The following is a 14,107-nucleotide window of genomic DNA, read 5'->3' as shown; positions in this document are numbered from 1 at the left end:
CCTTATTTCGCGATTTTTCCCGAACTTTTTATAACATCCTTTATGAAGAAGCGGAGGTAACTCATGTCTAAACCATTACTCGAAGTCAAAGGTTTAAAAAAATATTTTGATGTAACAGGTGGAGTTTTCTCCAAAAAAGTTGGAGAAGTAAAAGCGGTTGATGATGTATCATTCGACGTTTTTGAGGGGGAAGTTTTAGGTATTGTTGGAGAATCCGGTTGCGGAAAATCCACAACAGGAAAAACCCTTTTAAGGCTCATTGACCCTACTGAAGGACAGGTCATGTTCGACGGTAAAGATGTTACGAAACTTAATGAAGATGAAATGCGAAAAATGCGGAGAGACATGCAAATTATCTTTCAAGATCCGTATGCATCACTAAATCCACGACATAAAGTTGAAAAAATTCTCGGCGAACCTCTCATTGTTCACGGGATTGGGGATAAAGAAGAACGTCTAAAAAAGGTAAAAGAGATTTTGGAGATCGTTGGATTGCCTGGTGATCACGCCTCTCGTTATCCTCACCAGTTCAGCGGTGGACAGCGTCAGCGGATTGGAATCGCCCGAGCCCTTATTGTCAATCCTAAGCTCATTGTTTGTGATGAACCCGTCTCAGCTTTAGATGTTTCAATCCAATCGCAAATTTTAAACTTGATGGAAGATCTCCAAGAAGAGTTTGGGTTAACTTATCTATTTATTGCTCATGATTTAAGTGTTGTTAAACATATTAGTGATCGAATTGGCGTAATGTATTTAGGAAGATTAGTAGAATTAACAACAAATGAAGAGTTGTATGATAACCCACTTCATCCTTATACAAAATCGTTACTATCGGCGGTTCCAAATCCGGATCCGGATGTCAAAAAAGATCGAATCATTTTAGAAGGAGATGTTCCAAGCCCTTCTAACCCACCATCGGGGTGTGCTTTTCATACGCGCTGCCCTGAATGTATGGATATTTGTAGTGAGATACGGCCGGAATTTCAAGAAATTTCTGATAACCATTTTGTAGCCTGTCACCTTTACAACGATGACGTAAAGCAGGGATAGACTACAATATTAAATATTAAAAGATTAAATTAAAAGAGGGGGAAAAAGGATGAATAGTAAACTGTGGTTGATGTTGCTTTCATTAGCGCTAGTGTTTGTACTTGCAGCCTGTGGCGGTGAGGATGAGCCTGCTGATGGAGACGGTGGAGGAGATGACGAAGAAACAGCAGATGATACTGAGGAAGCCGATGGTGATGATAGTGAAGAAAGTGAAGATGAAGCTGCAGGTGAAGCCGCAGCGGATCAAACGTTAATCTTTGCTCGTGGTGGGGACTCTGTAAGTCTCGATTACGCTAGTGTAACCGATGGAGAATCTTCTCGTGTTACAAAACAAATCTATGAAACGCTTATAGAGTTCGATGAGGATTCATTTGAAATTGGTCCTGGTTTAGCTGAAGATTGGGATGTTTCAGATGATGGTTTAACTTTTACGTTCCAATTACGTGAAGGTGTCACATTCCATGATGGAACAGACTTTAATGCTGAAGCTGTAAAAATTAACTTTGAACGTTGGGCAGACCCGGATCACGAGTATAACTTTGCTGATGAAGGCTATGCTTATAGCGTTTATGGACAGCAATTTGGCGGGTTCAAAGGTGACGATGGTCATGTGATCGATGAAATTAACGTTCTTGGTGACCATGAAGTAGAGTTTGTGTTATCAGAACAACTAGGATCTTTCATACAGAATATGGGGATGAGCTATTTCGCGATGACTTCTCCTGCTGCATTTGAAGAGTATGGAAGTGAAATTAATGAAAATCCTGTTGGTACAGGTCCATTTCAATTTGTGAGTTGGTCACGTGATGACAGTATTGTTCTAGAAAAGTATGAAGATTACTGGCAAGAAGGTTTACCTAAGCTTGATCAAGTTATTTTCCAGGTAATTCCTGATAACGCTGCGCGCTTGACGGCCCTTCGTTCTGGAGAAATCGACATTATGGATGGTTTAAATCCTGATGATGTAGAAATGATTGAATCCGAACCTGAATTAACGGTCTTTGAACGCGCGACAAATAATATTGGGTACCTTGGTTTTAACATGGATAAAGAGCCTTTCGATGATCCATTGGTACGTCGTGCTTTTAACCATGCGATTGACAAAGAAGCATTGATCACCTCCTTGTATGCAGGTCTTGCTGAGCCAGCGAAAAACCTTATCCCGCCTGGATATATGGGGTATAACGATAGCATTGAAGAATATGCCTACGATCCAGACGAAGCACAAGCGCTTCTTGATGAAGCAGGGCACGCTGATGGATTGGAGTTTGATTTATGGACGATGCCAGTTGCAAGACCATATATGCCGGACCCAGAACGTGCAGCTGAGGTTATTCAAGCCAATTTTGCTGAAATTGGTGTAACAGCAAACATCGTATCAATGGAATGGGCGACCTATTTAGAGCGTACTGAACAAGGTGAGCAGGATGTGTTTATGCTAGGTTGGTCTGGCGTAAACGGTGACCCTGACTATTTCTTTAGTAACCTGTTACATGGAAGTGCAATTCCTGGTGGTAACCGAACATTTTACCGAAGTGATGAAGTAGATGATCTCTTTGACAGTGCTAAGGTAAGTGTAGAAGAAGAGGAACGTATTGCTCTTTATGAAGAGGCTCAAGAAGTCATCCATGAAGATGCTCCATTAGTTCCGTTAGTACACACAACTCCAGTACTTGCTGGTAGTGACAGAGTTCAAGGGTATGTACCTCACCCGTCTACAAGTGAAACGTTATTAGAAGTTGAACTGACAGAATAATAAATATCAAGCCTGATGAGGGCAGGTTTTGAAAGAACTTTTGAGCGGAATATTCCACCAAAAGCGATTTCCTGCCCTCTTTCTTTTATAGGGTGTTCAAACAGGTGGACAACAAGCCAGGAAGTAAGAAATAAAGCCATATGAAAACGGATACATTAGTGCTTCTTGAAGTAAACTTACCCGCTGGGTTACCTGTTTTTTGAACATCCTCTATAAAAGAAAGTTAGGGTTAGATACATAGTTGAATGGAAGCAAGAGGTGAAGACTATGATTGCATATACAATTCGAAGATTACTCATGTTAATTCCTGTTTTGATCGGAATGTCCTTGATCACCTTTTCTATCATTCACCTCATTCCTGGTAATCCTGCACAAACCATTTTAGGTGAACAAGCTACGCCTCAAGCGATTGCTAGTTTGGAAGAGCAGTTAGGAATAAATGAACCTTACTTTGTTCAATATGGGAACTATATGGCAGGGCTCGTTCAAGGAGATCTTGGGACGTCACTTAGGACAAGGTCTGAGATTTCGACGGAAATTCGACCTTATTTGGCTGCAACCATTGAATTAACGATATTTGCGATGATTTTTGCGGTCGTTGTTGGGGTGAATGCAGGAATTATTAGTGCATGGAAGCAAAACTCTTGGTTTGACTACTTAAGTATGCTGATTGCACTTGTCGGAGTGTCGATGCCAATCTTCTGGCTAGGACTAATGGAACAGTGGATATTTGCTCAAGAGTTAGGTTGGCTTCCTGCGTTTGGGCGTGGAAACCCACGGGATCCGGTTGAGACAACGACTCATTTTTACCTGATCGATACATTGCTAAACGGACGGCCTGATCAATGGTGGGCGTCATTTAAACACTTAATTTTACCTGGGATTGCTCTTGGAACCATTCCGATGGCAATCATTGCGAGAATGACCCGTTCAAGTATGCTTGAAGTACTACGCAATGACTACATCCGTACAATTCAAGCAAAAGGTTCGCGTACATTTGCCGTTATTTACCGTCATGGCTTTAAAAATGCGGTCATCCCAGTATTGACTGTCGTAGGGTTACAGACAGGAACGCTTCTCGGAGGTGCAATTTTAACAGAAACGATCTTTAGTTGGCCAGGTATTGGTCGATACGTGTACGAAGCGATCGGAAACCGTGATTATCCCGTTATTCAATCTGGAATTTTAGTGATCGCAACGATGTTCGTTTTAATAAATTTAATCGTCGATCTTCTCTACAGCTATATTGATCCACGAATTAAATACTAGGAAGGGGAGAGAGAAAAATGGAAAACGTCAAACCAACTCAACAGCATCCCATTCCAGGTCCTGAAAAGCCACAAGTTGAGTCGAAAATAGAGTCGATCTCTCCCTGGAGAGAAGCATATTGGCAGCTTAAAAAAAATAAGCTTGCGATGGTCGGTCTTTTTATAATTTTATTCTTTATCACGGTCGCAATCTTTGCACCGTTTCTTACAAGCTATTCTTACCAAACTCTCAATGCAGCGGACCGTTTACAAGGTCCTTCCTCACAATATTGGTTTGGTACAGATGACTTAGGACGAGATATATTTACAAGGATTGTATATGGAGCTAGAATATCCTTAATGGTCGGTTTTTTTGCAGTTACGGGAGCTTTAATATTTGGTTCGTTATTAGGGATCGTAGCTGGCTTTTATGGACGCTGGATTGATATGATTATTTCTCGTATCTTTGATATTATGCTCGCTTTCCCTAGTATTCTATTAGCCATTGCTATTGTTTCCATTCTTGGTCCATCGTTACAAAATGCGTTAATAGCGATTGCGATCATTAATATCCCGATTTTTGGAAGACTTGTTCGGTCGAAGGTTATCTCCATTCGTCAGGAAGAATATATTATGGCTGCGAAGGCTCAAGGAATGAAAAGCGGAAGAATTCTATTTCATCACGTGTTACCTAATAGTATCGCTCCGATTATTGTTCAATCCACACTTGGGTTTGGTACAGCGATTTTGGAAGCCGCAGCACTTGGATTCTTAGGATTAGGGGCTCAACCACCAACCCCGGAATGGGGGCGGATGTTGTCAGATTCTAGACAGTATATTCAAAGCGCACCTTGGACTGTACTGTTCCCTGGTTTTTCGATCATGCTCGTCGTATTAGGCTTTAATATGATTGGAGATGGCCTCCGTGATGCTCTTGATCCGAAAATGAAGAGTTAGAGTAATCACCAATAGAATAACCATTTTTACTGACACTGTTTCCTGTAAGAAATAGTGTCTTTTCTCTTTGCTATTTTCGGGAATTTTGTTTCTTTTTGAGAAAGATTCCCTTTTTTAAGAGTAAAAATAGCTTGAAAAATCAACTGTCTAAATTCTGGACAGTATTTTTTTATTTATCTGGACAAATCCCCCACATCTTCCCAAAAAGCCTACTGTACTAGCCCCTAAATGATATATTAGTTGGTATGAAATTTGCATTAACTTGTTCTTGTAGCTAGGACACAATAAGGAGGGATTAGAATGAATGTCAATAATACGATTGCAGTAGTAACTGGAGGGGCTTCAGGACTTGGCGAAGCTGTCGTTAGAAACATTGTAAAGCAAGGTGGAAAGTGTGTAATTCTCGATTTATCTGTAGAAAGGGGAAATGACCTCGCAAGAGAACTAGGAGAACAGGCACTTTTTGTTGAAACGAATGTCGCCGATGAGGTAAGTGTAAAGGCTGCGATCGATCAAGCCGTCCATCATTTTGGTTCTATTAATACGGTAATCAATTGTGCTGGAATTGGTGTAGCAGAAAAGGTGATAAGTAAAAGAGGAATTCATAATCTTGACTCCTTTTCTAAAGTGATAAATATTAATCTGGTTGGTACTTTTAATGTGATACGACTTGCTTCTGAGGAGATGAGAAATAACGAAACAAATGAGCATGGTGAGCGTGGGGTGATTATTAACACAGCTTCAGTGGCTGCATTTGATGGTCAAATAGGGCAAGCTGCATACAGTGCTTCAAAAGGAGGAGTCGTAGGGATGACGTTACCAATTGCAAGGGAATTATCTGTTTATGGAATTCGGGTAATGACCATTGCACCGGGCTTATTTGATACACCGATGTTTTCTTCTCTACCAGAAGAAGCCCGAAAAGCTTTAGGTGCGATGACACCTTTCCCTTCCCGACTTGGCCAACCACATGAATATGCTCAGTTAGCACAGTCGATTATTGAAAACCCGATGTTAAATGGAGAAGTTATCCGTCTTGATGGAGCGATTAGAATGCAGCCGAAATAAAGTTTACTTTAACAGCTAAATACAATTAAAGTTAGGGATCAAAACAGAGCGTTGTGTTACACATCCTCTGTTTTTTTTAATGGCTGTTTTCGTAAAGTTTGTTGCTTTTTGAGCGTTAGGCAAGCGCATGCTTGCACATTTCCTGAACTAATAAATCAATAATTCTAAAAATTTACTCTATTTTGTTATACAATAGGATAAAAGGACTCGAGAAATAGGGGGGATAGTAATTAACTTAAAAGAAATCATGACTCCGGTAAATGGCACGATCCATGAGAAAGCACCGATGAGTGAAGCTGTTCAAATGATGAATCAAAGAAAGTGGAATGTCCTCCCTGTAACTGACTCAGAAGGAAAGCTTACTGGTGTTTTTACTAGGAGTAACCTGTTTGAAATGGTTCTTGAACAAAAATCGCTATCTCAACCAATATTTAATTATATAAAACGTGACACCGTATCATTGTCTTTGAATACTCCTTATGAAAAGGTTATTGAAAATGTAAAAAAGAGCCCAGTTGGTACTGGCGTTATTTTAGACGAAGAAGATGTTGTAATTGGACTTTTAAGAAAAACAGATATGGTCATGGCCCTGTTACAGTCTTCAAATATATTAAAGGAACAATTGGAAACGGTTTTGGAAAGTTCCCAGCTTGGGGTATTAATGACAGATGACCAGAAGAGTGTTATTTTCGCAAATGACAAATGCATCCAGATGATGAAGAAAGCGAAAAATGAAATTATCGGGCAAGCAATCGGAACTGTTATCCCTCAAGTAGGCGACATAAATATAAAGGAATCGACGTATATTCCAAAGATGTCCGTTGGAGAAGATCAAACGATGCTTCGCTTGTCTCCCTATCAAACCGTTTCTGGAACGCATGGAATCATTGCGCTTTTCCTGGAGATTACTGAGTTAGAGCGGATGGCAGAGGAATTACAAACGGTAAAAAACTTAAAACAGACATTAGATACCGCTATTGATCATGCCTATGATGGGATTCTTATGATCAATGAACAACAAAAGGTTACCATGGTCAGCCCACCACTTCTTGATTTGTTTAATTTACAAAAAAGTGAGGTGTTACATAAGCCTATTGAAAGCGTATTTCCTCAATTAAATGTACAAGCTGTATTTGATACAGGAGAAGCAGAGTTAAGTGATTTTATGGAGGTTAATGGGATCAGGTATATCGTACATCGGATCCCAATTAAACAAGACGGAAAAATTATCGGGGCACTAGGAAAAGTGATGTTCAGGCAATTGAATGAAGTTAGTAATTTGTTTATTAAACTGGATAAAGCAGAAAAGAAAGCAGATTATTATCGGTCTCAACTGCAAAAATCAGAAACGTCACGATTCACATGGGATCAAATTATAAGTGGTGACCCTTGTGTAGAAAAATTAAAGAAAAGTGCAGGGAAAGCAGCCAAAGGACGGTCTACGATATTGATACGCGGTGAAAGTGGTACCGGTAAAGAACTGTTTGCTCATGCGATTCATAGCAGTAGTGTTAGAAGGGACGGAACGTTTGTTATCGTTAACTGTGCTGCAATTCCTGAGCATTTACTAGAATCGGAGTTTTTTGGATATGAAAATGGAGCATTTACGGGTGCTCGTCATAAAGGGAAAATTGGAAAGTTTGATCTTGCCAACGGGGGTACGCTTTTTTTAGATGAGATAGGTGATATGTCATTAACGTTACAAGCAAAATTGCTGAGAGTATTACAAGAAAGAGAGTTTTACCGTGTAGGAGGTACGGAGCGAATTCATGTCGATGTACGAATCATCGCCGCTACAAATCGGAACTTAGAAGAAATGGTAGAGAGCGGAGAATTTCGTGAGGACCTCTATTACCGGTTAAATGTTATTTCACTTCAAATTCCACCTTTGCGTGAGCGAAAAGGTGACATTAAGATATTATCCGATGTATTGATGGAGCAATTAAATCGCATGCTTGGTACGGGGATTACAGGCATGGTTGAACCGGTGCAACGAATATTGCTGAATTATGATTGGCCAGGAAATGTTCGTGAACTTAAAAATATTTTAGAAAGAGGAATGACCTTTGCTGAGACCGGAAAAATTCAAGTAGAGGATTTACCTGATTATCTTGTTAATAAAGCAAGTAAAGAAGTTAAAGGAGGTCCACTTGAAGAAAAAATGGCAGCGAGTGCAGAGCGAGCGGCAATAGAAAAAGCACTTCTTAAAGCTAAAGGGAATAAAACGAGAGCGGCCCAATTGTTAGGGATAAGTCGTTCAGGACTTTATGAAAAAATAAAGAAATTACAATTGTAGAAAGGTAGTGTTCAGATTTTGGACACTTCTTTTCCTTTTTAGAACTTGTTTAAGTCCATAACTCTCGTCATTCCCATTATTAAAGTACTATAAAATATGGCATAAAACTTGCATTTAATTTATACAAACATAAATACTTACGCGACTTCATAAAAAACAAGGAGGAATGTAGGTTGGATATTGGAAGCCACTTATCCGTAAATGCGAGAAATTTTGGGAAGAAGCAGGCGATTCGCTTTGAAGGAAGGGATTATACTTATCTGCAATTTAATCAAGAAGTAAACAGACTGGCTCATGGGTTCATTAATCTTAATGTTAAAAAAGGTGAGAAGGTCGCATTGTTAATGAGGAATTCAGATTATTTCGTCTTTTGTTATTTTGCATTGGCTAAATTAGGAGCGGTTATTGTACCCGTCAATTTCAGGCTTTCAACAGGTGAAGTTCACTACATTTTACAACAATCTGATGCATCTGTAGTGATTTGTGATGATGAATTTGCTCAGTTAATTGAAGAAGCGAGTCAAAAGACCGGCATTCGAACAGTGATAACCATCGGACAGTCGAAAGCACCTCACCACGTATCCTACCAGGAACTCCTAACTGATCAAATAAATGATCCCGATGTAGACGTATCTGAAACAGATGATCTTGAGATTTTGTATACGTCCGGCACCACTGGAAGACCAAAAGGAGCTTTACTTGATCATAGACGAGTATTTAATGTTGGGCTAACGATGATTATTGGAATGGGCATTAACCAGCATGACCGGTTCCTTCATATTGCTCCGTTGTTTCATTCGGCACAGTTGAATCTATTCTTGGTGTCGGGGGTAGTACTAGGTGCTTCTCATGTGATTCACCGTGAGTTTCATCCAATAGAAACGTTAAAAGCAATCGAAGAATACAAAATAACGCATTTCTTTGGCGTGCCGGCTATGTATAATTTCATACTTCAAATACCGAATGCGACGGAGTATGACTTAACCTCAATTCAACGATGTGGATACGGAGCTGCTCCGATGGCTCCGGAGACTGTGAAAAGAAGCATGGATTTGTTTCAAACCGATCAATTTTTTAATTTATGTGGATTAACTGAAGCAGGGCCTGGAGGCATCTTGCTTGATCCAGAAGGGCATAAAAATCATCTTGGCAAAAGTGGAAAATCATTTTTTACAACAGAAGCACGTGTTGTAGACGAAACAGGGGAAGATGTTGTCCCAGGAGTCGTCGGGGAGTTCATTTTGCGCGGAGAATCGATTATGAAGGAGTACTATAAAAAACCTGAAGAAACTAAGAAAGTGTTGAAGGGAGATTGGCTTTATACCGGCGATTTAGCTGTCACCGACGAAGAGGGGTATATGACATTAGTCGATCGCAAAAAGGACATGATTATTTCCGGTGGGGAAAATGTCTACTCGATTGAAGTAGAGCAAGTAATGTATGAACACCCTCAAGTGCTGGAGGCTGCGACAATTGGCTTACCTGATGAAGTTTGGGGTGAAGCAGTCACAGCTATTGTTGTTCCAAAAGATGGTGAATATATTGATGAACAGGAGTTTCGTCAATTCTGCAGAGAAAAGCTTGCCGGCTATAAAGTTCCAAGAAACATCGTGTTTGAGAAACAATTGCCGAGGAACGCATCAGGAAAAATATTAAAATACAAATTACGTCAAAAGTTCGAGGAAGTACAGTCTTAGGTTGCGCCCGTGTAATCGACAAAAATTGGAGGAGAAAGAATGAACCATCCCTATTTAACGGAAGAACATCATATGTTTCGAAAAGCATTGCGAAAATTTTTAGATAAAGAAGCTTATCCGTACTTTGATGAATGGGAGGATCAACGAATGATTCCCCGATCCTTTTGGATGAAAATGGGGGAACAAGGTTTTCTATGTCCTGACGTTCCGGAAAAGTATGGAGGTGCTGAGGTAGATTGGGGCTTCTCCGTTATTATAAATGAAGAATTAGAGAGGGTAGGGACGAGCCTTGTTGGCATTGGTCTTCATAATGACATCGTTGTTCCCTATATTTTGGCCTATGGGACGGAAAAACAAAAACACCGCTGGCTTCCCAAATGTTTAACTGGTGAAACAATTACAGCAATAGCAATGACCGAGCCAGGTACTGGGTCTGATCTTGCGAACATTAAGACAACAGCAGTGGAAGATGGTGACGATTATATTTTAAACGGGCAAAAAACGTTCATTACCAATGGTATTCATTCAGATTTAGTCGTTGTTGCTTGTAAAACCGATCCGCAGGCAAAACCTAAGCATACTGGGGTCAGTTTACTCATAGTAGAACGTGGGACAGAAGGGTTTTCTAGGGGGCGAAAGCTCAACAAAATAGGCTTACACAGCCAGGATACGGCAGAATTAATTTTTGAAGATTGTCGAGTGCCGAAAGAAAACTTATTAGGTCAAGAAGGAAAAGGCTTTCTTTATTTAATGGAAAAGCTTCAGCAGGAGAGGCTAGTGGTTGCAATTGGAGCCCAAGTTGCTTCAGAAGATATGTTGGAGATGACGATGGAATATGTAAAAACAAGAAAAGCTTTCGGACAGCAAATTAGTAAGTTTCAAAATACACAATTTAAGTTAGTTGAGATGGCGACTGAAATTGAAATGGGCCGTACATTTCTTGATCAGCTCATTGCTAAACATATTGCAGGTGAAGACGTAGTTACCCAGGTGTCAATGGCAAAATGGAAGCTAACTGAAATGGCAAAGCAAATAGCATCAACATGTATGCAGCTTTATGGAGGATACGGTTATATGGAAGAGTACAAAATAGCCAGGCGCTTTCGTGATACACCAGTTTCCACTATTTACGCTGGAACCAATGAAATTATGAAAACAATTATTGCCAAAAATATCGGCTTGTAAAAGAAAGGTGATTTTTATATGGGAAAAGAAGCGGTCATAGTTGAAGCGGTAAGAACTCCCGTTGGAAGACGGAAAGGTTTACTCGAGCATATTCGCCCTGATGACCTTGCTGCCACTGTGCTAAAAGAAGTTGTCAGTCGTGCTGGGATATCAGCTGAGTTAGTTGAGGACGTTATCATGGGCTGTGTAACTCAATCAGGTGAACAGGCTGGAGATATTGGGCGGGTGGCTGCGCTTATTGCTGGATTTCCAGAACATGTACCTGGAACGACGATCGATCGTCAATGCGGATCTAGTCAACAGGCGATTCACTTTGCAGCTCAAGCGATCTTGAGTGGAGACATGGATGTCGTTATTGCTGCGGGAGTAGAAAATATGTCACGAGTACCGATGGGAACAAATTTTCAAGGTGCTCTGCCCAGTGAAAAGTTAACGGAGCATTATGAAATTGTTCATCAGGGAATATCTGCAGAAAAGATTGTGGAGAAATGGCAGTTCACCCGTAAAGAGCTTGACCGGTATTCTTTAGAAAGTCATCGTAAAGCCTTATTAGCACAAGAAGAAGGTTATTTCGAAAAAGAAATCGTTCCGGTTGAAGTTACGTTACCTGATGGATCGAAGTCAGTACTCCGTGAAGATACGGGACCGAGAAGAGAAACTACTTTAGAAAAATTATCAGAATTAAATCCTTCTTTTAGTAAAGAAGGGAAGGTTCACCCTGGAAATTCAAGTCAGATCAGTGACGGGGCAGGTGCTGTCTTAATCATGTCAAAGGAGAAAGCTGAAGAACTAGGCTTAAAGCCACGGTTTAAAATTCACACTCGAACTGTTGTAGGTTCAGACCCAACATTGATGCTGACAGGCCCGATTCCGGCAACGGAACTGGCACTAAAGAAATCAGGATTATCGCTAGATGACATCGATATCTTCGAAGTGAATGAAGCATTCGCCCCTGTCCCGCTCGCATGGTTAAAAGAAACTGGAGCAGATCCTAAAAAGCTTAATCCTAACGGAGGAGCGATTGCGTTAGGGCACCCTCTCGGCGCAAGCGGTGTTCGTCTCATGACCGCGATGGTTCATGAACTTGAAAGAGCGGGTGGACGATACGGTCTACAAACGATGTGTGAAGGTCATGGAATGGCGAATGCAACCATTATTGAGCGATTAGATTGATCGTCAAAATCATATTTGAAGTTTTTCAGTTCTACAGAAAGTATCGATCTACTAGTTTGGCAAGCTAATGAATCTATTATTGGAGGGATGTAATTGTGTACACAACAATCGGAACGTTATTTGAGCAGACGGTTCAAAAATATCCTCGAAAAGAAGCATTAGTTTATGTGCAAAAAGAGGTTCGGCTTACTTATGAAGAGTGGGATCAGCAAATTAATAAGGTAGCCAATGCTTTCATTACAGCTGGTGTAAAGAAAGGGGACCGAGTCTCAACCTATTTATTTAACACTGAGGAGTTGGCAACAACTTTTTTCGCATGTGCTAAAATCGGTGCTGTTTTTAATCCTATTAATTTCAGGCTAGCAGTGGATGAGTTGAAGTATATTTTGGAAGACGCGGCACCAAAGATCGTTTTATTTGAAAAAGCCCTGCACCCTCAAATAAATGCGATTCATAAAGAGATGGATGGTGTTTCTTTCTGGTATGTTGATAAAGATGTACCTAATTATGCTGTTGGTTACCATGAAAAAATAGCCAATGCTCCGGCTAAGCGTCCTGAGGTTGAGGTAACAGAAGAGGACCTCTATGCCATTATGTATACAAGTGGAACTACAGGACGGCCAAAAGGAGTGATGCATCGTCATAGAGATATGGTAGAGCAAAGTCTCATTCTAGTAGCTGCGACGAGCCTAACGGAAGATGATCGTGGATTAGTAACCGCTCCAATGTTTCATTGTGCAGAGTTACATTGTGCATTTTTACCGAGAGTTCATATTGGAGCAACGAATATAATTACCCATCATTTTGAACCAAAGAAAACGCTGCAGCTTATTGAAAGAGAACAGATCACGATGTTTTTTTCAGCTCCGACAATGTGGAATATGATGCTCCAAGAAGACTTAGAGCACTATAATTTAAAATCGTTACGTTTAGGGCTATACGGCGCTGCTCCAATGGCACCTTCTCTCGTTCATACGATTCAGGAAAAATTTGAAGTGGGCTTAGTGCAAGCATATGGGATGACTGAAATGGGGCCTGCAGTAACCTTTTTACGAGAGGAAGACCAGATCAGAAAAGCAGGATCTGCTGGAAAAGCGTGTTTAAACCATGAAATACGAGTTGTGAGCCCGAGAGACGGTGGACCTTCAGAACCGGAAGATGTTTTATTACCAGGAGAGACGGGTGAACTCATTGTACGAGGGCCTTGTATAATGCAAGGTTATTATAACAGGGAAGATGCCACGAAAAGTGCGATCTATAAAGGTTGGTATTATTCTGGAGATATTGCGTCATTTGACGAAGAAGGGTACCTGTGGATTGCTGATCGCGTTGACGACATGATTATTAGCGGTGGTGAAAATATCTACCCACGTGAAATAGAAGATATTCTCCATGAGCACCCAGGTGTACTCGATGTAGCTGTCATTGGTGAGCCTGATGAAAAATGGGGTGAGAGAGCGACAGCCATTGTAGTGGTGAAAAACGGAGATATTTCTGAAGCGGAATTGGATGAGTTTTGCAATAAAAGTGCTCGGTTGGCCGGTTACAAACGTCCGCGCCGCTATTTATTTGTTGAAGAGCTCCCGAGAAATGCGAGTGGAAAAATTCAAAAATTCCTATTAAGAAAAGAGCTGGACAAAACAAATACACTGGATTAATTGTCTGTATAACAATACGT

General features: G+C 40.6%; 10 protein-coding genes. All 10 read left to right on the top strand.

Features of this window, described 5'->3' with window-relative positions:
• Window positions 1-63 precede the first annotated feature (63 nt).
• The 10 genes from CDZ94_RS09315 to CDZ94_RS09270 all read left to right on the top strand — a co-directional run bounded on the left by CDZ94_RS09315 (window position 64) and on the right by CDZ94_RS09270 (window position 14,087).
• Window positions 64-1,050, top strand: coding sequence for an ABC transporter ATP-binding protein (locus CDZ94_RS09315; RefSeq protein WP_096436416.1), 987 nt, complete (start codon window positions 64-66; stop codon window positions 1,048-1,050).
• A gap of 49 nt (window positions 1,051-1,099) precedes the next feature.
• On the top strand, window positions 1,100-2,806 hold the full coding sequence (locus tag CDZ94_RS09310) for an ABC transporter substrate-binding protein (protein WP_096436414.1): 1,707 nt from the start codon (window positions 1,100-1,102) through the stop codon (window positions 2,804-2,806).
• Window positions 2,807-3,073: 267 nt separating this feature from the next.
• The gene (locus tag CDZ94_RS09305) at window positions 3,074-4,075 is read left to right on the top strand and encodes an ABC transporter permease (protein WP_096436412.1); all 1,002 of its coding nucleotides are present in this window, start codon (window positions 3,074-3,076) and stop codon (window positions 4,073-4,075) included.
• Window positions 4,076-4,092: 17 nt separating this feature from the next.
• Window positions 4,093-5,010: a nickel transporter permease gene (nikC, locus tag CDZ94_RS09300; protein WP_096436410.1), complete on the top strand. Its 918-nt coding sequence runs from the start codon at window positions 4,093-4,095 to the stop codon at window positions 5,008-5,010.
• Between the two features lie 300 nt (window positions 5,011-5,310).
• On the top strand, window positions 5,311-6,078 hold the full coding sequence (locus tag CDZ94_RS09295) for a 3-hydroxyacyl-CoA dehydrogenase (RefSeq protein ID WP_096436408.1): 768 nt from the start codon (window positions 5,311-5,313) through the stop codon (window positions 6,076-6,078).
• 247 nt (window positions 6,079-6,325) lie between these two features.
• Entirely contained in the window at window positions 6,326-8,374 is a 2,049-nt protein-coding gene (locus CDZ94_RS09290; protein ID WP_096436406.1) for a sigma-54-dependent Fis family transcriptional regulator, read from the top strand.
• Between the two features lie 173 nt (window positions 8,375-8,547).
• Window positions 8,548-10,071: a class I adenylate-forming enzyme family protein gene (locus CDZ94_RS09285; RefSeq protein WP_096436404.1), complete on the top strand. Its 1,524-nt coding sequence runs from the start codon at window positions 8,548-8,550 to the stop codon at window positions 10,069-10,071.
• A 39-nt stretch (window positions 10,072-10,110) separates the two neighbouring features.
• On the top strand, window positions 10,111-11,256 hold the full coding sequence (locus CDZ94_RS09280; protein WP_096436402.1) for an acyl-CoA dehydrogenase family protein: 1,146 nt from the start codon (window positions 10,111-10,113) through the stop codon (window positions 11,254-11,256).
• Window positions 11,257-11,274: 18 nt separating this feature from the next.
• Window positions 11,275-12,429, top strand: a complete 1,155-nt coding sequence (locus CDZ94_RS09275) for a thiolase family protein (RefSeq protein WP_096436400.1) — start codon at window positions 11,275-11,277, stop codon at window positions 12,427-12,429.
• Window positions 12,430-12,524: 95 nt separating this feature from the next.
• On the top strand, window positions 12,525-14,087 hold the full coding sequence (locus tag CDZ94_RS09270; RefSeq protein WP_096436398.1) for a fatty acid--CoA ligase: 1,563 nt from the start codon (window positions 12,525-12,527) through the stop codon (window positions 14,085-14,087).
• Window positions 14,088-14,107: the final 20 nt, after the last annotated feature.

Source organism: Alteribacter populi (genome assembly GCF_002352765.1).
Lineage (GTDB): Bacteria > Bacillota > Bacilli > Bacillales > Salisediminibacteriaceae > Alteribacter > Alteribacter populi.
This window is presented reverse-complemented; position numbering and strand designations above follow the sequence as displayed.